This window comes from Pseudomonas sp. zjy_15 (genome assembly GCF_043101865.1).
In the GTDB taxonomy this organism is placed as follows: Bacteria; Pseudomonadota; Gammaproteobacteria; order Pseudomonadales; family Pseudomonadaceae; genus Aquipseudomonas; species Aquipseudomonas putida_Y.
Genome location: NZ_JBICII010000016.1, coordinates 13869 through 34760 on the forward strand (window position 1 = coordinate 13869; position 20892 = coordinate 34760).

General features: G+C 63.6%; 19 protein-coding genes and 1 tRNA gene. 6 read left to right on the forward strand and 14 right to left on the reverse strand.

The window, feature by feature from the left end; all coding sequences use genetic code 11:
- Positions 1-45: 45 nt before the first annotated feature.
- The 7 genes from ACF8EF_RS01670 to ACF8EF_RS01700 form a co-directional block, all read right to left on the reverse strand.
- Positions 46-1017 (reverse strand): spore coat U domain-containing protein, encoded by a 972-nt coding sequence (locus tag ACF8EF_RS01670; protein WP_176683912.1) that lies wholly within the window; start codon positions 1015-1017, stop codon positions 46-48.
- Positions 1014-3311, reverse strand: a complete 2298-nt coding sequence (locus tag ACF8EF_RS01675; RefSeq protein ID WP_392460400.1) for a fimbria/pilus outer membrane usher protein — start codon at positions 3309-3311, stop codon at positions 1014-1016. The genes ACF8EF_RS01670 and ACF8EF_RS01675 overlap by 4 nt, the downstream gene beginning before the upstream one ends.
- A 108-nt stretch (positions 3312-3419) precedes the next feature.
- Positions 3420-4196: a molecular chaperone gene (locus ACF8EF_RS01680; RefSeq protein ID WP_339444615.1), complete on the reverse strand. Its 777-nt coding sequence runs from the start codon at positions 4194-4196 to the stop codon at positions 3420-3422.
- A 40-nt stretch (positions 4197-4236) separates the two neighbouring features.
- Positions 4237-4740, reverse strand: a complete 504-nt coding sequence (locus tag ACF8EF_RS01685) for a spore coat U domain-containing protein (protein ID WP_176683914.1) — start codon at positions 4738-4740, stop codon at positions 4237-4239.
- A gap of 3 nt (positions 4741-4743) precedes the next feature.
- Entirely contained in the window at positions 4744-5277 is a 534-nt protein-coding gene (locus ACF8EF_RS01690; protein WP_209964917.1) for a spore coat U domain-containing protein, read from the reverse strand.
- 18 nt (positions 5278-5295) lie between these two features.
- On the reverse strand, positions 5296-5832 hold the full coding sequence (locus ACF8EF_RS01695; RefSeq protein ID WP_176683916.1) for a spore coat U domain-containing protein: 537 nt from the start codon (positions 5830-5832) through the stop codon (positions 5296-5298).
- 30 nt (positions 5833-5862) lie between these two features.
- The gene (locus ACF8EF_RS01700) at positions 5863-6390 is read right to left on the reverse strand and encodes a spore coat U domain-containing protein (RefSeq protein ID WP_176683917.1); all 528 of its coding nucleotides are present in this window, start codon (positions 6388-6390) and stop codon (positions 5863-5865) included.
- A gap of 267 nt (positions 6391-6657) precedes the next feature.
- Here ACF8EF_RS01700 and ACF8EF_RS01705 point away from each other — a divergent pair, with 267 nt between their 5' ends.
- The 3 genes from ACF8EF_RS01705 to ACF8EF_RS01715 are packed head-to-tail and all read left to right on the forward strand — an operon-like array spanning position 6658 to position 11782.
- Positions 6658-8904: an ATP-binding protein gene (locus ACF8EF_RS01705; protein WP_392460386.1), complete on the forward strand. Its 2247-nt coding sequence runs from the start codon at positions 6658-6660 to the stop codon at positions 8902-8904.
- Positions 8905-8919: 15 nt separating this feature from the next.
- The gene (locus tag ACF8EF_RS01710) at positions 8920-9381 is read left to right on the forward strand and encodes a response regulator (protein ID WP_176683919.1); all 462 of its coding nucleotides are present in this window, start codon (positions 8920-8922) and stop codon (positions 9379-9381) included.
- 13 nt (positions 9382-9394) lie between these two features.
- Positions 9395-11782 carry a response regulator gene (locus ACF8EF_RS01715; protein ID WP_392460387.1) on the forward strand — a complete coding sequence of 796 codons (2388 nt, stop codon included), beginning with the start codon at positions 9395-9397 and terminating at the stop codon, positions 11780-11782.
- 116 nt (positions 11783-11898) lie between these two features.
- On the opposite strand, the gene ACF8EF_RS01720 is transcribed toward ACF8EF_RS01715, so the two are convergent.
- A tRNA-Gln gene (locus tag ACF8EF_RS01720) sits at positions 11899-11973 on the reverse strand.
- Positions 11974-12232: 259 nt separating this feature from the next.
- Between ACF8EF_RS01720 and ACF8EF_RS01725 the strand changes: the two genes are divergently transcribed.
- Complete coding sequence (locus tag ACF8EF_RS01725) at positions 12233-12475, forward strand: hypothetical protein (RefSeq protein ID WP_020193386.1); 243 nt, start codon at positions 12233-12235, stop codon at positions 12473-12475.
- Between the two features lie 132 nt (positions 12476-12607).
- Positions 12608-13678, forward strand: coding sequence for a cell division protein ZapE (gene zapE / locus ACF8EF_RS01730; RefSeq protein ID WP_176683921.1), 1071 nt, complete (start codon positions 12608-12610; stop codon positions 13676-13678).
- Positions 13679-13938: 260 nt separating this feature from the next.
- On the opposite strand, the gene ACF8EF_RS01735 is transcribed toward zapE, so the two are convergent.
- A complete protein-coding gene (locus ACF8EF_RS01735) occupies positions 13939-15828 on the reverse strand; it encodes a propionyl-CoA synthetase (protein WP_103444078.1) in 1890 nt (629 codons plus the stop codon).
- A 178-nt stretch (positions 15829-16006) separates the two neighbouring features.
- Between ACF8EF_RS01735 and ACF8EF_RS01740 the strand changes: the two genes are divergently transcribed.
- Complete coding sequence (locus tag ACF8EF_RS01740; protein WP_176683923.1) at positions 16007-16873, forward strand: LysR family transcriptional regulator; 867 nt, start codon at positions 16007-16009, stop codon at positions 16871-16873.
- On the opposite strand, the gene ACF8EF_RS01745 is transcribed toward ACF8EF_RS01740, so the two are convergent.
- The 5 genes from ACF8EF_RS01745 to ACF8EF_RS01765 all read right to left on the reverse strand — a co-directional run bounded on the left by ACF8EF_RS01745 (position 16847) and on the right by ACF8EF_RS01765 (position 20882).
- Positions 16847-18001 carry an HPP family protein gene (locus ACF8EF_RS01745; RefSeq protein ID WP_176683924.1) on the reverse strand — a complete coding sequence of 385 codons (1155 nt, stop codon included), beginning with the start codon at positions 17999-18001 and terminating at the stop codon, positions 16847-16849. The two genes, ACF8EF_RS01740 and ACF8EF_RS01745, sit on opposite strands and share 27 nt — an antisense overlap.
- A gap of 273 nt (positions 18002-18274) precedes the next feature.
- Positions 18275-19594, reverse strand: coding sequence for a sensor histidine kinase (locus ACF8EF_RS01750; protein ID WP_176683925.1), 1320 nt, complete (start codon positions 19592-19594; stop codon positions 18275-18277).
- Positions 19591-20259, reverse strand: a complete 669-nt coding sequence (locus tag ACF8EF_RS01755) for a response regulator transcription factor (RefSeq protein WP_010953307.1) — start codon at positions 20257-20259, stop codon at positions 19591-19593. Before ACF8EF_RS01755 ends, ACF8EF_RS01750 begins: the two co-directional genes overlap by 4 nt.
- A complete protein-coding gene (locus ACF8EF_RS01760) occupies positions 20260-20574 on the reverse strand; it encodes a PepSY domain-containing protein (protein WP_176683926.1) in 315 nt (104 codons plus the stop codon).
- Entirely contained in the window at positions 20574-20882 is a 309-nt protein-coding gene (locus tag ACF8EF_RS01765; protein ID WP_176683927.1) for a PepSY domain-containing protein, read from the reverse strand. The genes ACF8EF_RS01760 and ACF8EF_RS01765 overlap by 1 nt, the downstream gene beginning before the upstream one ends.
- Positions 20883-20892 lie beyond the last annotated feature (10 nt).

Genomic DNA, 20892 nt, shown 5'->3' on the forward strand with positions numbered 1-20892 from the left:
ACGGCGGCTCCTTCAGGGGTATGAACCGCCGGAAGGACGACAGGTTCAGAATTGCACATCCAGTATCACACTGTCGGTATAGGTCGCAGCCGGCGGTGTCGCCTGATCGGTATAGACCTTGGCGTTGTAGTTGAACACCTGGCTACCCGTGCCGGTACCTACGCCGGGGTTGATGTCGGCATCCGTACTGGAACGCCTGGCAGCCCCTGACGCCCCCCAGCGCACGGTCCCGGCACTTTTGAAAATGTCATAGGCCAGGTAGTTGTTGGCCGAAGACTTCATCCGCCGCCGCCCACCCGACACGTTCTGCCCGTCATCCAGCCCTACCGTGTAGCTGCTGCCCTTGGTGCATGACACGTTTATGCCCTGGCTCACCGTGCCGAACCCCGCCACCACCGGTGCACTGGCGAAGCTGATGTCAGGCGTGGTGATCTGGCAATCGTTGGTCACCGTCAGGCTCACGTTCAAGAGCTGGCTACCCGAACCGATGTCGCGCCCAAGGCATATCCCTAACGCGCCAATCCCCGAACAATAATCCCAGCTCCAGGCCACGGTCAGGGCCTCTTGATACAACCCGGCCGCGACATTGCTGCCAATCTGGGTGCGCAGGTAGATCGGCACCGCCTTGGGTGTGGTACCGCCGAGCAGCCCCAGCAAGTCGAGGATGCCGTTGCGGGCGAAGTCGTAGGCCACACCGCGGGTAATCGGGTAGCGGGTGGTGTTGTCGGCATACAGCGTGTAGGGAATGACATCGCCTGTCGGGCCGATCAGCCCACCCGAGGCGGGCGTGATCGTGGCGTAGAAATGATCACCACTGCTGAGCAAGGTCAGCAGCGAACCGGTGCACTGCAACCCGGAGTTGAGGCTGGAAGCCGTCTGTACCGTGTTGCGAACCTGCGTTGAATTAAGGCTGCCAAACGCTGCCGGCAACGTGGCCACCGACGAACAAAGCGCCAAGGCCGTGCCACTCGGCAACAGCAGCACGCTCGCCACCAGGCCCCGCCGCCAGGCGCTCATCGGCACACCAGCGGACCAATCAGAGGGATCGAGCCTTGCGCTTCGGGCAGGTCAAACGCCACTTCGCAATGCCCACCCCCTTCAAGCGCCACCTGAAGGCGGTTATGCGACGACAGGTTCTCCAGGTACACCAACCCGTCCCACCCCACCACCGCCTGGGTGCCGCTCTCTGCGTGGGTGACACGGCTACCCAGTTTGAGCACCTGCTGGTTGCCATCCACCAATTCGACACTGGCCGCCATGACCCGCTTGAGGGGGAATTCCAGCAAGTAGCCACTGCCCCGTCGCACCGCTACACGCTGCTCAACGTCCGGCGCGAGGACATCCGGTGGCAGGTTCATGGGATCGATCTCGTACTTGCCCCGGTAGTAACCGCTGCTGTAAGGCACCAGCAAGTGCCCCTTGGCATCGGTACGGCCGATTTCCTGGTTTTCATAACGCACCGGTACATCCGCGTAACCTGCGGTGCTGACCACCACGAAGGCATCATCGATACGGTTGGCAGCGAACACGCCGGCATCCATCCACACCAGAGAACCACTGGCGTCGGCCCAGCGGGTCATCTCACCGCTGCTGCCATACACACCGGCCTGCAGTTGCACCGATTGCAGGCGCCAGGTGACGTCGGCCTGGCGATAGGCATCACGGTCGCTGCCTGCGGCATAGCCCAGGTTGTAACCGACGCCGACACCGGCTGGCACCGCACGGCTGTAGTTGACCCGTTGCAGGGTCTCGCCTTCATTGCTGCGTTCCATGCTCAGCGCCAGGGTGCCGTGCAGGTCGAACGGGATCACCAATTGCGCCTGCACCGCCCACTGGCTGTCACCCACTTCACGGTTGGCCGACAGGTACACACTGCTGCTGCCCCACAGTGGCTTGCTGTAGCTCAGGTTGATCAACCGGGTACGCGTACCGTCACCGGCGCGCACGTCGAAGTAGCCAGCGCCAATGCTGCCGTACTCGTTCAGGTTGACACTGAGGGTGACCTGTTCGCTGCTTTTGCTCAGTTGCATGTCCGGGGAGCCCACCCGACTCAGGTCGGCATAGTCGCCATGGCGTTGCAGGCGCTGGTAACCGAAGCCGATGCGCTGGCTGTTGTACTGGTAGCCAAGGGCGACCTGATGGCCCTTGTCGCCCTCGAACCGGCTTTGCGCCAAGGCAGCGTTGAGCACGCCAAAGTTGCCCATGCGCATGTTGCCGCCCAGCCCACCCAGCATCAGCGACTCAGCCGTTTCGGCGTGGGTTTCCAGGGTGAAGATGTCACTGAGCCCATAGCGCAAGCTGCCCGAGGCAATACCCGGCCCATAGCTGAAATCGCGTACGCCATAATCACGGCGCAGGCTGCCGGCGGCCACCGAGTAGTCCGACAGGCCCTTCTGCAGCAAGCTGCTGGTGACATAGAACGGCAAGGTGGTCGACACCTGCCGGCCAAGGGCATCAGTGGTGACCACCACCGCTTCCCCGGCACCGTTGATGAACGGCACGTTGGTCAGGGTGTACGGCCCTGGCTGCAGTTCAGTGGTACTGGACTTGAAACCGTTGATGAACAGGTCGAGCGACGTGGGCACCGCCGCTTCGCCGGCGAACGCAGGCAAGGGGTAAGTGACAAGATCCGGGCGCGCAGCGAAGTCGCGTGACAGCTGCACTCCGCCCACTCGCACCGAGCTGCTCCAGGGCAAGGCGCCCGTCACGAAGTCACCGGCTTCGTAGGTCAGCAGGCGCTGCTCGTCGGTAAAGCGCCAGGTGGTGTCGTAACGCATGAAGCCTCGGCGCGTATCGTCCGCCTGTGCGCCATTGAAAGACTGGCGCCACTGGCCGGTACTGGAGAAGGTACCCCAGCTGTCGAACAGGCGCAGCTCGTTCCAGGCGGCCAGGTAGGTGCCGCCTTCATCGGTGTCGTTGAGATACAGGTCATAGTTGAACAAGGCGCCGAAGCTGCTGCGCGCATCGCTGGCCGGGTAAAGGTTGCGATCACCCACTTGCTGTTCTGGCAACCAGGCTGGCGGCACCTGCAGCAGCAGGCGCTGGTTCTGACTGTCGTAGTCGGTGTGCAGCCCCGCGATGCTGTCCAGGGCCACCTCCCCCTGGGGGTTGCCCGGCAGCGAGACGCCAGCTGCACGCAATACGTCGCTGTCCAGGTACAAGCGCCCGGCCCGCTGCTGCACCGGTATCAGTTCAACCCTGGGCATCTGGTTCACCACCAGATCGAGGTAAAGGGTGGCCTCGGCGATGGCGGACATCTCCGTGGGCGGTGGGGGCAAGTCGTCGGCCAGCACCAGCGCGGGGCTGACCATGGCCAACCCCAGGCACCAGCGGCACGTCGTCGCCGGAAGCCATTTCACACACGGTTTCCAACCATTGCCGGGTCCTCCCTGGCCCCTGCACTTCATTCAGCCGTTGGCTCATTGGCCTTGGCGGATGGCGTCCGCCGAGCGCTGACCATTGACCCTGCCCTTGAGCACGCTGACGCTGCCGGATGCCACGGGCGCCGGCCAGCGCATGCTTGCCCCCGGCAGCACATAGCCCAGCAGGCCTTCAGCCAGTGGCTTGCTTTGGCGGCCTTGCTGCACGACCACATCGGTCAGCCGCGCATGTACCGGGCCCGTGTTACGCAGTTCAATGTAGGGCTTGCCTTGCACCGTCACCGGGCGCCAACTGAGCTGCGGCTTGCCCACCCCCTCGGCGTTGCGTTTGCCTTCAGGGTCGGCCTTGCCCCACAGCCCCTCGCCATAGACAAACAGCGGCACCGAATAGCGCATCTGCAAACGAATGGCCGCCGTCGCGCCAGGCTCAGCCTTGTCGACCGGGATGGCGGGCGGAATCTCGTCGATGATGATGCGGTAGGCCTGCTCCTGGCCGGCGGGTGAAGGGCCGGTACGGGTCAGGCGGATCAACTGCTTCTGCCCGGGAGCGATGTTGGCGACCGGCGGGCTGCCGATAATCTCGCGCTGCGCCTGGAACTGCTCCTTATAATCACCCTGACGCCAGGCGAATACCCGCACCTGCAGGTTTGCCGGTGCAGTGCCACGGTTTTCCAGCCACAACGCACCTGCCTTCTGGTCGGCCTCCAGCACCGGGTCGATCGGCCAGATCAGCACCGAAGTGGCCGCCCAGGCCGGCAGGCTTGCCAGCGACAACAATCCAGTCAATCCACGCGTCCACTTCGCGCCTGCCCGCATGCAGCTCTCCTTAGACACTTGTCATGGGTGGCACTGGCAGTTACCAGGTCACCGTCACTTGCACCACATCGGTGTAAGTCCCTGCCGGCTGCGTGCCGGTCAGTTGGACTCGCCCGTAGACCGGTAGCTTGATCGCCGTCGGGTCGGAATAGCTCACCGCCACGCTCTGGCCGATGCCCAAAGCCTGGGTATAGGCCGCGTCCCGGTACAACTGGTAGGCCAGCACTTGCGCACCACTGGTGCGCTTCAGGTTGCGTGTGCCACTGGCACTGTTTTGCCCGCCGTCCAGGCTCATGCTCATGGCCACGCCCGGCGTGCACTGGAACGTCACGGTAGACCCCCCCAGGGATGTGCTGAGCAGCCCCGTGGACAGCGCCGACTGCGAGCCATAATCGAGCGTGCCGTAACTGGTGACACCGCCTACCACCAGGCACCCGGCGACAACCTGCGCCGTCACCGTGAAGGTACTGGTGGTCACTGCCCCCAACGGGGCGGTCAACAACATGCTGACGCCAGTCAGGCCTCCTGCCAGCCAGCCGCGCATGGATCAGAACGACAGCTCGACCGAGATCGTGTCGCTGTAGACCCCGGCAGGCAGGCCCGCCTTGCCGACGGCCTTGCCGTAAAGGTTGACCGTTTGAGCGGCTCCGGTACTGGTCGGCAGGGTGATGGTGTCGTCGACCGCCAGCAACGCCGTACGCCCAGCGTCGGTATAGAGGTCATACGGTACAAAGTTGCCAGAACCATCGGCGAGCGCTCGGGTGCCACCGCTCGACTGGCCATCATGCAGGCCTGCACTCACTTTGATCACAGGCACCGTACCTGCAGAGCACAGGATGCTCATGGCGCCTCCCCCGCCTCCCAGCACCTGGGCATCGGCGGTGGCGAACAAGGCATCCTGGGTACCGAAGTCCAAGGCACCGAAGTCAAGCCCCGACGTGCCCGACGAGCCATTGACTTGGCACGCCGCAGTCAGCGTCAGGGTCGAGCTGATACTCCCCGTAACCGTGGCCGCCTGGGCCTGGGAAGCCAACGCCAGGCCCAGGCCTGCGAGGACGCAATATGAAAGGTTCGTTCGCATCGGGGTCTCCTTGCGGGGTTACCAGTCCAGGGTCACTCTGAGGGTGTCGCGGTAAAGCCCGGCCGGCAGCGCACGCGGTTGCGCCACTACCACACCGTAGATGGGAATCGGGACTTGCTGGCTGCTGCTGATGGTGAAGGCACGCGCCTGGCCGACGCCGTAGCGGCTGTTACCGCCTGGGTCGACCGCCAGCTGGTATGGAATCAGTTCACGGCCGTTACTCAGGCGGCGTATGCCATCGTCGCCATTGAGGCCACCATTGATACGCACGTTGAAGGCCCGAACTTCAGGCGTGCAACTGATCTGCAAGCTGCCCTCACCGCCCACTTCGTCCACTTGGCTGCGCAACGGCTGGTCCCAGTTCGGACCGCGCTCGCCAAAGTCCATTACGCCTGGGTCACCCAGCACCGCCGGTTGCGTCTCGTTGCTGCTGATCTGGCAAGACGCGCTGATCACCAGCCGTGCCTGGATGAAACCGGTGGTGCTGCCATGCACCGCACCGCCGGGGATCAGCAGCGGGCCGAGGGTGAGCAACAGGATCGAAGTGCGGCTCATGGCATGGCGTCCTTGTGCATGGTGGCGTCCCTACCAGGTAACGGTGACTTTGAGCAGGTCGGCGTAAGCCCCTGCTTCCGGCACCCAGGCCAATTTGTCGATACGTGCGTACAGCGGCAATTCAACCGAACCACTGCCCGGCACACGCGCCGACAGGGCTACCCCCACCGCCAGCGGCTCACGCCAGGCAGCGTCACGGTACAAGCGATAAGGAATGGGCCGCGCCAGGCGGTCGTGGCTGGCCAGATAGCGCAGCTCGCCGACGCCACCATGCTGGCCACCATCGACGCGCACCTGATAGGGCGTATCCGGGTTGCACTCGAGCCGCGGCGGGCGCTGGCTCAGCAGCACGCCGCTCAAGGGCGCACCAGGGCCATCCAGGCGCGCCGTCGCACCTAGGTCGATTCGCCCCAGGGCCTGGGCTCCCGCATCGCGGGGCTGGTTGACCAGCATGCAGCCACGTTGCACCAGCACCCGAACTTCCACGAGAAAATCCGCAGCCACGGTACTGCCGCTGAACAACAGGCCGAACAGCGCGGCCAGCATGCGCTCCGCCACCTTGTTATCCTTGTCGAGGTGTCTTGAACTGAGCGTAGCAGCGAGGCAGTGCAGCCGAAGTAGCGCTAAGCCATTTTTTTGTATTAGCGACAAAGCGATACCGTGGTAGCAAAAAAAGCCTGTGTCGCACAGAACCCGCGGCCAACCCGTGCCTCCAATGGCCAGGAGCCGGTAAATTCACCGGGATTCTGTTAGGGTGAATCGTACTCGTCCTGCGCCAGACACCTGTGCCGTACACGGACGGACATGACAGGAGCTTTTTCAATCATGACTGCAGACAACTCACTGGCAGACGCCATGGAGCGCTGTGCCCAGGAACCGATCCAGGTTCCGGGCAGCATCCAGCCTCACGGCTTTCTGCTGGTGCTGGATGCCACCGACCTGTGCGTGCTGCAGGCCAGTGAAAATGTCGAGCACTGGTTGGGCTTGCCAGCCCGTGAACTGATCGGTTGTCACTTCTCCGACCTGGTTCACGATGGCTTTGACCTGCACGCACACCTCTCACGGCTTCCCGAAGATGAGGTCTTCCCATTCCACATTGGCGACGTGTGCTTGCGCCAGGGCGCACCCGTCAGTGCCCTGCTGCATGTGCTGGTCCATTGCCACGACCAGGTGCTGATTGCCGAGTTCGAACCACCCCGCCTGCCAGCAGACCTGGCCGGGCAAGGTGACTATTACCCGTTGGTCCGCAGCTTTGTCGCCAGTCTGCAACTGGCCAGCAGTATCGAAGACCTGCTGCAGCAAACGGTGTTGCAGCTCAAGCGCATCACCGGCTTCGGGCGGGTCAAGGCCTACCGTTTCGATGCCGAAGGCAATGGCCAGGTGCTGGCCGAGGTAGCCGACCCGGGCTACCCCAGCTACGCAGGCCTGTGCTTCCCGGCTGCAGACATCCCGCGCCAGGCGCGCGAGCTGTACCGGGTCAACCGTATCCGCGTGATCGAAGATGCCAACTATCAGCCCTCGCCGCTGCTGCCCGCAACCAACCCGCGCACCGGCAAGGCGCTAGACATGAGTTTCGCTGCACTGCGCAGCGTGTCGCCCGTGCACCTGCAGTACATGCGCAACATGGGCACGCTGGCCTCGATGTCACTGTCGATCGTGGTCGACGGCGAGCTGTGGGGGCTGATTTCCTGTCACCATCAGCAGCCACGCCCGGTGGACCTGCGCACCCGCACGGCTTGCGAGCTGTTGGCCAGCGTGCTGTCGTTGCAGGTAGAGTCCCGCGAGTCCCATACCAGCACGCGCAAGCTGTTGGCGCTGCGCCAACACATCGTACGCATGATCTCGTCCATGGCCGACCACGACAGTGTCAGTGATGGCTTGCGCGACCTGCCCCACGTGCTGCTGGCCTTTGCCGACGCCCAGGGCGCGGCGGTGATCTCGGCCGAGCGCTGTGACCTGATCGGCCAGACTCCGCCTGAGGCCCAGGTGACCGCGCTGGTGCACTGGCTTGGCCAACGTGACGAAGACAGCGTGTTCCATAGCGACAACCTGCGCCGCGACATCACTGAGCTACCCGAGCTGGCAAACCATGCTGGCGGGGTGCTGGCAGTGGCCATCTCGCAGATCCACTCGCACTACCTGCTGTGGTTCCGCCCCGAGCAGATACGCACGGTCAACTGGGCCGGCCAGCCGACCAAGCAGGTCGGGCCACAGGGCAACCTCGACCCACGGCACAGCTTTGAACGCTGGCAGGAAGAACTGCGCGGCTATTGCCAGGCGTGGGACCCACTGGTGATCGAGGGCGTGATGGAACTGCGCACCGCTGTGCTGGGCATTGTCCTGCGCAAGGCCGAAGAACTGGCACAGCTGGCTGGCGAGTTGCGCCGTTCCAACAAGGAGCTCGAAGCGTTTTCCTACAGTGTTTCCCACGACCTGCGCGCACCGCTTCGGCACATCGCCGGCTATACCGAACTGCTTGGCGAAATCGAAGGCGAGGGTCTGAGCGAACGCGGCAAGCGCTTCCTGCAGCATATCGGTGAAGCGGCGCACTTTGCCGGCAGCCTGGTCGACAACCTGCTCAACTTCTCGCAGATGGGCCGCTCGGCCTTGCGCCTGTCCGACGTCGACCTCAACGCCTTGGTCGAGGCCATTCGCAGCGAGCTGGCACCCGATTACGAAGGCCGCGCAATCGTTTGGGACATCGCCCCGCTGCCCAAGGTGATCGGCGACCCGGCATTCATCAACATGGCCTTGCACAACCTGATAGCCAATGCCATCAAGTACACCCGCGGCCGCAACCCTGCTCGCATCGGCATCAGTGCCGTACAGCACCCCGGCGAAACCGAGGTCTGCATCCGCGACAATGGCGTGGGCTTCGACATGGCCTACGCCAACAAGCTGTTCGGCGTCTTCCAGCGCCTGCACCGCATGGAAGATTTCGAAGGCACCGGCATTGGCCTGGCGAGCGTACGCCGCATCATCGAGCGCCATGATGGTCGAGTCTGGGCCACTGGCCAGATCGACCAGGGCGCCAGCTTCCACTTCACCCTACCCCGAAACACTGCTACCTGAGGCATCGCTACCATCATGCTCAAGCCCATTCTGCTGGTCGAAGACAACCCCCGAGACCTGGAGCTGACCCTGCTGGCCCTGGAGCGCAGCCAGTTGGCCAACGAGGTCATCGTGCTGCGTGACGGCGCCGATGCGCTCGACTACTTGCTGCGCCGCAACGCCTATGCCAAGCGCGACGACGGCAACCCTGCCGTGCTGCTACTCGACCTGAAACTGCCCAAGGTCGACGGCCTGGAAGTGCTCAAGGAAGTGCGCGCCACTGCCGAACTGCGCAGCATCCCCACCGTGATGCTGACCTCCTCGCGCGAAGAGCCCGACCTGTTGCGTGCCTACGAGCTGGGGGTAAACGCTTATGTGGTCAAACCGGTGGAGTTCAAGGAATTCGTCGCCGCCATCTCCGACCTCGGAGTATTCTGGGCAGTGCTAAACGAACCGCCACCCGGCTCACTGCGACTGAACCGTCGCGGTAGCAACTGAGGCCGCCGCGACGATGCAGCAAACGCCGTTGAAACTACTGATGGTAGAAGACAGCTCGATGGACGCCGAGCTTACCCTGATGCGCCTGGAGCGCAGCGGGCTGCATGTACAGTCGCAGCTGGTGTTCGACCATGCGGGTGTCGAACATGCCCTGCGCCAAGCCCGCTACGACCTGATCTTGTGTGATTGCGTACTACCAGGCTCGTCCGGCACCGAAGTGCTGGCCATCGCCCAACGCCTGGCACCCGACATCCCGTTCATATTCCTGTCCGGCATTTACGGTGAAGAGCACGCGGTGGAAATGATCCGCCTGGGCGCGACCGACTATGTGTTGAAGAAGAACCTGCCACTGCTGCCCAAAGCCGTGCGCCGAGCCCTGAGCGAAGTGCAGGAACGCCAGCGCCGTCGCCGCGCCGAAGAGGCCTTGGCGGACGTCGAAGCACGTGCTCGCATTGCCATCGACGCTGCCGGCATGGGCACCTGGGACCTGCGCCCGCAAGAGGGCCTGCTGCTGTGGGATGACCGCTGCAAGACCTTGTTCGGCCTGCCCACCAGCACCGAAATGAGCCTTGAAGTGTTCTACGCCGGCATCTACCCCGACGACCTGCCACTGGTGCGCGAGGCGGTGGAACATGCCATGCGCCCGGAAAGTGACGGTCATTACCGCGTGGAGTTTCGGATCGCCCAACCCAATGGCCTGGAGCCACGCTGGCTGCTGAGCAGCGGCCAGACCCAGTTCGTCGATGATCAGTGCGTTCGCTTCTCAGGCGTACTGCAGGACATCCACGCGCAACGCCAGGCCACCCAGGCGCTGCGTCAGCTGAACGAGATGCTCGGCGAGCGGGTCGAGCGCCGTACCCGCGAACGCGACCGCGCCTGGGAGCTGTCGCAAGATTTGCTCGCCGTGCTGAACAAAGACCTGACCCCGGTCGCACTGAACCCCGCCTGGGAAGCCAGCCTGGGTTTCTCACGCGAACGCCTGAGCCAGTCGTCCTTGCTGCACCTGCTGCCTGAGCAGGACCAGGAACAGTTACTCACCGAACTGGCCGCCCTGTCCCATGGCCGCACCAGCGCACGCTTTGTCGGTCGCATCCTGCATGCCGGCGGCCAACAGCGCTGGCTGTCGTGGGTGGTGGTGCCGGAGGACACCCTGCTGTACGTGGTGGCACGCGACATCACCAGCGAGCGCGAAGCCGCCCTGGGCCTGGCAGATGCCAACGCCCGGTTGCGCGAACAGATCAACGAGCGCGAGCGCATCGAGGCCGCTCTGCAGCAGATGCAGCGGCTGGAAGCGGTCGGGCAACTGACGGCTGGCGTGGCGCATGACTTCAATAACCTGCTGACAGTGATACTCACCGGTGCCAGCTTTCTGGAGCGCGATCTGGCCAAGGCCGACCTGGACAAGGCCCGCACTCGCCTCACCCATATCCGCGAAGCGGGCGAGCGTGGTGCCAAGCTGACCTCGCAGTTGCTGGCCTTCTCCCGCCGCCAGCGTCTGGAGCCGGTGCCGCTGAACCTCAACCGTACCCTGGCCGGCCTGGAAGAACTGCTGCGCCGCACCCTGGGTGGCAACGTTTCGGTGCGTCTGGACCTTGACCTGGCCCTGTGGCAGGCACTGACCGACCCCACCCAGACCGAGATGATCATCCTCAACCTGGCGATCAATGCCCGCGACGCCATGCCCAACGGCGGCCAGCTGACCCTGACAACGCGCAACACCCGTATCGACAAGCGCCCGCAACGTCCGGAAGACCCGGACCCGGGCGAGTACGTGATGCTGAGCATCCGCGATACGGGGTGCGGCATGAGCGAAGACGTGCAGGCCAAGGTATTCGAGCCTTTCTTTACCACCAAGGACATCGGCAAAGGTTCGGGCCTGGGCCTGGCCCAGGTATTCGGCTTCGCCAAGCAGTCCGGTGGCGGCGTGCGCATCGACACCACACTCGGTCGCGGTACCGAAGTGGCGGTATACCTGCCAGCGGTAAAAGAGGAGATGGTGAACGAACCCGTGGCAGCCGCGCTCAGTCAGTCGATCAGCGAAAGCGGCCATAACCGCACGGTGCTACTGGTGGACGACGACCACCTGGTGCGCGACATGCTTGGCGATGTGTTACGCCAATACGGCTACCAGGTGCGCCAGGCGCACAGCGGCGAGCAGGCATTGGCCTTGCTGGATGACGATATTGACCTGCTGCTGACTGATTTCGCCATGCCCGAGTTCAACGGCGCACAACTGGCGCTGGCGGCCCGCGAACGGTACCCCCACGTGCCGGTGGTGTTTCTTACAGGTTATGCGGAGTTGCAGGGGCTGGAACTGCCGGGCAGCCTGGTGATCCAGAAGCCGGTGCAGGCTGATGAGCTGGCCAGGGCGCTGAACGAAATGTTGGGGATTGCCAGGTAACCCGGTACGGCACGAACCGCGCTCAGGAGGCGCGGTGGCGCGCAAAACCACACAAACGCGAAAACCCAGTGCTCATCTTTCCTGGCACTGGGTGAAATACGTTTGAATCTGAAAAATGGCAGGGGCGGCTGGATTCGAACCAACGCATGGCAGGATCAAAACCTGCTGCCTTACCGCTTGGCGACGCCCCTGTATCGGATGCAGCATTTGCTGCTCTGACAATTCCAAGTGGGTAACAACTGGGTTGTTGTCTTGGAATGCGCGGCACTTTAACAACAAACTTTCGGTCTGTGAACCCCCCTGATAAAAAAAATGCCAAAAAAACAGCGAGTTAGTCATTTCGGCGCTGGCACAGCGACCGTCCGTCGGTTTACGCCCGCCTCGCTTCAACACAATCGCATTCCGCACTTCCAATCAGGTAAGCCCATCGCATTGACCAAGGAGGACCCCATGCCTGTCTCTCACGACCTGTACCAGGACCTGCACTACCCGCGCGAAATCGTCCAACAGCGCCGCCAGCAGGACAAGGCGCTGGACCGCCTGCTGGACGAATACGTGGACATCGACAACCAGGTGCTGGCTGCCGAATCGATTTCGGCCGGTAACTTCGTCGACGAAGACCTGCGCCACCTCAAGGAGCGTCGCCTGGCGGTGAAGTACATGATCGAGCGCCAGCTGGAGCGCAAGGCATAGCCCGTACAGGTACAACAGGCGGTCAGACCTATCGCAAGAAGTGATGATTGCCCGGCACTTTCTCTATTAGTCAAAATGGCCGCCCTCGGGCAAGCTGCAGGCTGCCCCACCATCGCCCAAGGAGCGTTGCTTTTGTCTGCCTGGATCCCTACCCCGCTGCGCAAGCTTGGCCAACGGTTGCGCGGCACCGCCAATCAACAGAGCGAGCTGCTCGGCTGGTTCGAGGACAAGGCGCACAGCCGCGGTTATCAGCTGAGTGACGGTCAGCGGCGGGTAATCCACTGCATGGCCGAACAACTGAAGCAGCTTGAACAGGGCCAACCGCGCAGCCTGTACCTGTACGGCTCGGTCGGCCGTGGTAAAAGCTGGCTGCTCGATGGCTTTTTCCAGGCCGTGCCGATAGCCGCCAAGCTGCGCCTGCACTTTCATGACTTCTTTGCCCGCCTGCATCTGGGCATGCATCGCCACCGGGCGTTGGACGACGCGCTGGGCGCAACGCTGGACGAACTGGTGGGCGGCTGCCGGGTGCTGTGCTTCGACGAATTCCATGTGCATGACATAGGCGATGCCATGCTGCTCACCCGGCTGTTCAACGCCTTGTTCGCCCGTGGCGTGTACCTGCTGGTGACCTCTAACTATGCGCCCGAAGGGCTGTTGCCCAACCCGCTGTATCACGAGCGTTTTCTGCCGGTCATTCGCCTGATCAACAGCTCGATGCAAGTGCTCGAAGTCGGTGGCGACACTGATTTTCGCAGCTTGCCGGCCAACCGCGAGCATCAGCGTTTTACCCAGGGCCATTATGTCTGGCCGGGTGATGCGGCGCAGCGCCAGGCGCTGAACGTGCCGAACGAGCAACCGGTGATACTGGACGTGAACAAGCGCCCGCTGCGGGCGCTGGCCGTCGATGGCCGGCGGGTGGTGCTTGGCTTTGACGATCTGTGCGAGAGGGCCACCGCGGTCATCGACTACCTGGTGCTGGCCAGGGACTATGACGAGTGGGTGATCGATGGGCTGGATGACCTCTCGGAGTGTTCGCTTGCGGCTCAGCAGCGCTTCGTCAACCTGGTGGATGTGCTGTATGACCAGGATCGGCGGGTGGTCGTGATCGGTAAACGACCGCTGGAAGAGAGCCTGGGCGGCCCACTGGCCGACCTGATGCGTACCCGCAGCCGGTTGGGGCAACTGCACCAGATTGCCCCCTGAGACTGCAGTGCCTGAACCGGCCCTTTCGCGGGTGAACCCGCTCCTACGACGGCCTGCGCCCAATCACCAATGTGTGTCCACCCCCGATAGGCGTAGGAGCGGGTTTACCCGCGAATACGGTGGTGGCGGCAACGGTGAAAGGCGGGTGAAATTGGCCAGCAGGCCCGGCCCTTTCGCGGGTAAACCCGCTCCTACACGACGGCCTCTGCCGAACCACCGTTGCGTGTCCCGCCCGCGATAGGGCCATCGAGGTCAAACCATCAACCCGCCCTGGGCAAATCCGCCAGCACCGCTTCGATCTCGCCCAGCACTGCCGGATCATCCAGGGTCGAAGGCGGCACATAATCCTGCCCATCGGCAATCTTGCGCAGCACCGCCCGCAGAATCTTGCCGGAACGGGTCTTGGGCAGGCGTTTCACCAGCCGTACCCGGTTGAAACAGGCCAGCGGGCCGATTTCCTCGCGCACGCTGCCCACCAGCTCCACCAGCAACTGCGCTTCGGCAATGCCCTCGCCATCCTTGAGTACCACCAGCGCCAGCGGTACCTGGCCCTTGATCTCGTCATGTACGCCGATCACCGCGCACTCCGCGACCGCCGGGTGGCGGGCGACCAGGTCTTCCATTTCGCCGGTGGACAAGCGATGACCGGAAACGTTGATCACATCATCAGTGCGCCCCATGATGTAGACGAAACCATCATCATCCAGATAGCCGCCATCGCCCGTGTGGTAGTACCCCGGATACGTGCGCAGATAGGCCTGCAGGTACCGCTCGTGATCCCCCCACAGCGTCTGACTGCAACCGGGTGGCAATGGCAGGGCAATCACGATCGAGCCCTGATGGTTGGCCCCGAGCAAGTGGCCTTCGTCATCCAGCACGCGAACGTTGTAGCCAGGCACCGCCCGGTTGCTCGACCCTGGTTTCGCCGCGCTGCCCTCCAGCCCGACGCAAGGCGCGGTGACCGGCCAGCCGGTCTCGGTCTGCCACCAGTGGTCGTGCACCGGCTTGCCACTCACCCGCTCCAGCCATTCATGGGTGCTGGAATCCAGCTTTTCCCCCGCCAGGAACAGTTGCCGCAGCGAGCTGAGGTCATGCTTGCGGATCAGTTCGCCCTCCGGGTCTTCCTTGCGGATGGCGCGCATGGCCGTCGGTGCACAGAACAGCGCGTTGACCTGATACTGCTCCACCACCCGCCAATAGGCCGAAGCATCCGGGGTGCGGATCGGCTTGCCTTCATAGAACACCGTGGTACAGCCGCTCATCAACGGCCCATACACGATCAGTGAATGGCCGACCACCCAGCCGACGTCGGAAATGCCCCACCACACATCGCCGGCCTGCATGCCATAGATATGGCGCATGGCGTAACACAGCGCCACGGCATTGCCGCCGTTTTCCCGGACGATACCCTTGGGTTTCCCGGTGGTGCCCGACGTGTACATGATGTACAGCGGGTCGCCGGCATCCAGCTCGACGGGCGCCACCGGCTCGGCGCCGGCCAAGGCCGCCTGCCAATCCAGATCACGGCCTGGCAGCAGTTCAGCGTGCGCTTGCGGCCGCTGCAGCACCAACACGTTGCGCGGCTGGTGCCGGGCCAGTTGCAGGGCGCGGTCAACCAGCGGCTTGTATGCAATGACCCGGTCGAACTCCAGCCCACACGATGCCGTCAGCAACAAGGTGGGGCGGGCGTCATCGATGCGCAGGGCCAACTCGTTGGCGGCAAAGCCACCGAACACGACCGAATGCACCGCGCCGATCCGCGCGCAGGCCAGCATCGCCATGGCCGCTTGCGGCACCATGGGCATGTAGATGATCACCCCATCGCCCTTGTTCACCCCCAACTGGCGCAGCAAACCGGCCAGGCGCGCGACCTCATCACGCAACTGGTTATAGGTGTAAGTCTGCTGCACGCCGGTCACTGGCGAATCGTAGATCAACGCCAACTGCTCGCCCCGGCCCTGCTCGATCTGGTGATCGAGGGCCAGGTAACAGCTGTTGAGACGGCCATCAGCGAACCAGCGGTGGGTCCCGTCAGCGTTGTCTTGCAGGGTCAGGGCAGGCTTGCGGTGCCAGGCCAGGTGTGCGGCCTGTTCCGCCCAGAAAGCGGCAGGGTCGGAAATGGAATGGGCGTAGCTGTGCTGGTAGCTCATATCGTCAGAAACCCGGTACTTGTTGTTATTGAAGGGCGAAACTTGAGTATGGACCGCTACACCCACCCTGCCATGGGACTAAAGTCACAACCGACCTGCAAATTTGCAGACAACGCAATAACGCCCCATAACGGTGCAAAGCCTCTAGAATAGGCCCCCCACAAACACCGAGCAGCCCATGGACATCGATCAGGCCCGTACCTTCCTGGAAATTGTGCGTTGCGGCAGCCTGGTCGCCGCAGCCGAACGCCTGTTCGTGTCACAAACCGCGATCACCGCGCGCGTGCAGCGCCTGGAGCAGCAACTGGGTTGCCAGCTGTTCGTGCGTAGCCGCAGCGGCGCCAGCCTGACCAGCAATGGTGAAGCGTTCGTCAGTTATGCCAACCAGCTGGTGCAAACCTGGGAAGCCGCGCGCCGCGACCTGCCGCTGCCTGAAGGTTGCCAGCAGGTGCTGCATGTGGGCGGTGAGGTGAGCCTGGGCAATCCGATGATGCTCGACTGGGTAAGTGCCCTGCACCGTGAACTGCCCAGCCATGCCATCCGCAGCGAGGTCAGCGATGGTGAGTCGCTGCTGCGCAAAGTCGAGATGGGCCTGCTGGACGCCGCGCTGGTCTACCAGCCGGCCTACGGCCCAGGCCTGCAGGTGGAACAGTTGATGGAGGAGAAGCTGATTCGCGTGCGCCGGGTCGAGCGGCCCGAGCCATACATCTACATCGACTGGGGCGAGGCCTTCCGCCGCCAGCATGATGCGGCCCTGCCCGACTGTGCGCGCCCGGCGCTAAGCTTCAACCTTGGCCCGTTGGCCCTGCAGTTCATACTCGACCAAGGTGGCAGTGGCTACTTCCGCACGCGGGTGGTGCAAGCCTATCTGGACAGCGGCGTGTTCGAGCGGGTGCCACAGGCACCGGAGTTCACCTACCCGACCTTCCTGGTGTACCCACGCAAACGCGACAGCGAAGCCCTGCAACAGGCCTTCGCCATCCTGCGCCGACTGGTAGCTACCGGCGCCAGCGACTGGTCACAACGCTGGGACCCGGTTATCTGAAGTCTCAGTCTTGCTGAGCAACTGACGCTTGAGGCCGGCGATCAGGTCGGTCTGGGTGATCACCCCCACCAGCTTGTCAGCATCAAGCACCGGCAAGCAGTGCAGGCCTTGTTCGCACAACAAGGGCAGCAGGCGTTCCAGCGGGTGCTGGCTGCTGACACTGACAACCCGCGTACTCATCACTTGCGCCATGCGCACCGCCTTGCGGCCGAACAGGCCGCGCCAGCTGAAACGCCCACGCTGCATCGCCGGGCCAATCAGGTCGCCGAGGCTGACGATGCCCACAAGCTTGCCGTGCTGCAGGACAGGCAGGGTCTTCAGGTGATGGCTGGCGAGCATTTTCCAGGCCTGCTCCAGCGTGGTATCAGGCGTGGCGAACTGCACATCGCGGGACATCACCGAGGCCGCGGTGATACCACCAAGGCTTCGCTGCAGGGCGTGCTGCTCGGTGGCGAGGATGATGCGCTCCAGCTCGTCACGGGTGACGTCGACGAACTCGCCCAGCTCTTCCAGGGCTTGGTCCAGGTCTTCACTGCGGATGCCGACCCGCTCGCCGGGCAGCGGGTCATGGGTGTGGTGCAGGTCTTTGCGTGGCACCGCGCCTTTCGGGTAGCGCACACCCGTCAAACGGTTGTAGGCGATTGCCACGGTCACCAGGATCAGCGCATTGAGCAGCACCGGCTCCAGCAGGTGATCGCCCATGGCGGTCAACCCCGGGTCGGCCAGCACCGCGCTCACTGCCACACCACCACCCGGCGGGTGCAGGCAGCGCAACAGGCACATGACCAGGATCGAGATGCCGAGCGCCGCAGCAGCCACCCACAGCTCGGGGCCGAAGCCTTCGCGCATGGCCAGCCCCACTGCACCCGCCAGGGCGTAGCTGCCCAACACCGGCCAAGGTTGGGCCAAGGGGCCGGAATGCACCGCAAACACCAGTACTGCCGAGGCAGCCAGCGGGCCGAGCAAGTGCAGGGCGATGCTGGGGCCATAGGCCAGGCTGGTCAGCCAGCCCGCGAGGAACAGGCCAAGCAGCGCACCGATACCGGCACGCAACCATTCTTTTGGGGGGATGTTGAGGGGGGCCGGCAACAGCCGCTGCAGACGACTTTCGGAACGCGAGGCAGACATTTGGGCAATCGGGATCTTTGGTTTTTCTGTTCAAAAAGAAAGCCCAGCCGAGTTGGCCTGGGCCTCGTATTGCGCATGCAATATCACAAGGGGCTCCGTCCGTGGAGAGATGGAAACCGCAGGGTTTCGTGGGGAGGATTTTGCCGGGTGGGGGGAATTTGGGCTAATTCAAAAAACTGCGGCTGTACTGCAATTTTTTTGTAGTACTGATAGGGCCAAAGGGGATTGCGTAGACCTGTGGGAGCGGCCTTGTGTTGCGATGCGGCCCCGGCATTAACGAGCCTTGCGCGGCAGGTCGATGCTCACCCGCAGGCCGCCCAGCGGGCTTTCCAGCAAGGTCAGGCGCCCTTCCCAGGCATCAACGATATCGCGCACGATACCCAACCCCAGCCCATGCCCAGTCACCTGCTCGTCCAGCCGTGAACCTCGCTCAAGCACCTGCTGCCGCTGGTCTTGCGCAATACCCGGGCCATCGTCATCGACCCACAGCCGGTAGCCCTCGGCGTTCGAGGCGATACCCACGCGCACCTCGCTGTCAGCCCACTTGCAGGCGTTGTCCAGCAGATTACCCAACAGTTCCAGAACGTCCTCGCGGTCCCATGGCAACAACAGCCCGGGCGGCACATCACTTGCCAACAGCACGCCCTCGCCATGAATCATGCCCAAGGTCCCGAGCAACCCCGGCAGTTCGGCATCACAATCGAACTGCGCGCCCGGCAGCGCATCCCCTGCCAGGCGTGCACGGTTCAGTTCGCGCGCCAGGCGCTCCTGAATCTGCTGCAACTGCTCGCGCATTTGCGCGCGTACCTCCGGCAGCCCCTGCAGACGTTCACTGGAAGCCAGGCTCAGCAGCACCGCCAGCGGCGTCTTCAGCGCATGGCCGAGGTTACCAAGGGCGTTGCGTGAGCGGCGCAGGCTGTCTTCGGTATGGCTAAGCAAGTGGTTGATCTGCCCCACCAGCGGCACCAACTCGCTGGGCACCTCGGCATCCAGCTGCGAGCGCTGCCCCTGCTGCAGTTGGGCGATCTGCTGGCGTGCCCGCTCCAGCGGCCGCAACGAGCGGGTAACTGTGATGCGCTGCAGCACCAGAATCAGGATCAGCGCCACCAGGCCCATGCCCAGGCCGATCTGCTGCAAGCGTCGGAAACCCTCGCGCACCGGTGAATAGTCCTGAGCCACACTGATCGAAATGTCCTGGCCCAGGCGCCGGTAGTCGGCACGCAGGGCCAGCAGTTGCTGGCCTTCCGGGCCGAGTTCATGGCTATCGGAAAGCCCGGGCGCTGCGGGCTTGGGCATGTCCAGGTCCCACAGCGAACGAGACCTCCAGGTACCCTGGTCGAAATCGATGCGGAAGTAGTAACCGGAGAACGGCCGCTGATAGGCAGCCGAGATGCGCCGCTCATCCAGCTGCAGGCCGGAAGGCCCACGCACCAATGCCACCAGAAGGTTCTCGCTTTCCTTGCGCAGGCCGTTTTCCAGATAACGTTGCAGGCCGGCCTCGAACAGCCACAGCGTCAGTTGCGCCAGCACCACGCCGACTACCACCAGTACCGCCACCAGGCCCAGGCTCAGGCGCGCCTGGATCGACTTCACTCGCCACTCCCGGCATAGATGTAGCCTTGCCCGCGACGGGTTTCGATCACACTGCGGCCCAGCTTGCGGCGCAAATGGTTGACGTGGACCTCAAGCACGTTCGAGTCGCGCTCGGTTTCACCGTCGTAGAGGTGCTCGGCCAGGTGGCTTTTGGACAGGATCTGCTGCGGGTGCAGCATGAAGTAGCGCAGCAGGCGGAACTCGGCGGCGGTCAGTTGCACATCCACCCCGTCGCGGCTCACGCACTGACGGCTTTCGTCAAGGTGCAGGCCGGCCGCTTCCAGCTTAGGCTGGTTGGCCAGGCCACGGGCGCGGCGCAACAAGGCCTGGATGCGCAGTTGCAGCTCTTCGGGGTGGAAGGGCTTGCTCAGATAATCGTCAGCCCCGGCCTTCAGCCCTTCGATGCGCTCGGCCCAGGAGCCGCGGGCGGTGAGGATCAATACCGGTGTGGCCAGCCCAGCGGCGCGCCACTGGGCCAGCACGTCCAGGCCGGGCAAGCCGGGCAGGCCGAGGTCCAGGATGATCAGGTCGTAAGGCTCGCTTTGCCCCTGGTAAACCGCGTCACGGCCATCAGCCAGCCAGTCCACGGCATAGCCCTGGCGCTGCAGGCCGGCGGTCAGTTCATCGGCCAACGGTACGTTGTCCTCGACAAGCAACAGGCGCATTCAGTCATCTTCCTCGTCTTTGAGCAGGGCGCCGGTGCTGGCATCGAGCTTGATCTCGCGCACCACACCTTCAGTCGTCAGCAACTCGACTTCATATTCGTAGCGATCATCGTCCTCTTCCAACTCGGCTTCCAGCAGACGCGCCCCGGGGTGACGCCCCAGGGCGGTCTCGAGCAGTTGCTCGAGCGGCAGGATGATGCCCTTCTGACGGAGCTTCAGGGCTTCATCCTGGTCCAGGTCGCGGGCCACAGCCAGGGAGCAGACGGCCAGCAGCGAGAGTGCCAGGTAACGTGCCGGCCGGGATACATGGATCATCAGCTGTCTCGTTCGTCCTTGAGCACCTCACCGGTCTTGGCATCCATGTCGACGTCCCATTCGACGTTCTGCGCATCACGCAGCTCGACCTTGTAGATGTAGCGGCCGTACTCGTCTTCAAGTTCCGAGTCAGTGACGGTGGCGCCTGGGTGCTTGGCCACGGCAGCGGCCTTGAGCTCGTCCAGCGACTTGATGGTCTTGGCGTTGACCAGTTTGACCACTTCGTCAGGCTGAACGTCCTTGGCGAAGGCAGCATTGGCGCCCAGGGCAAGGGCAGCGGCGGTGATCAGGGCAGTCATGGTTTTCATCGTTCTTCTC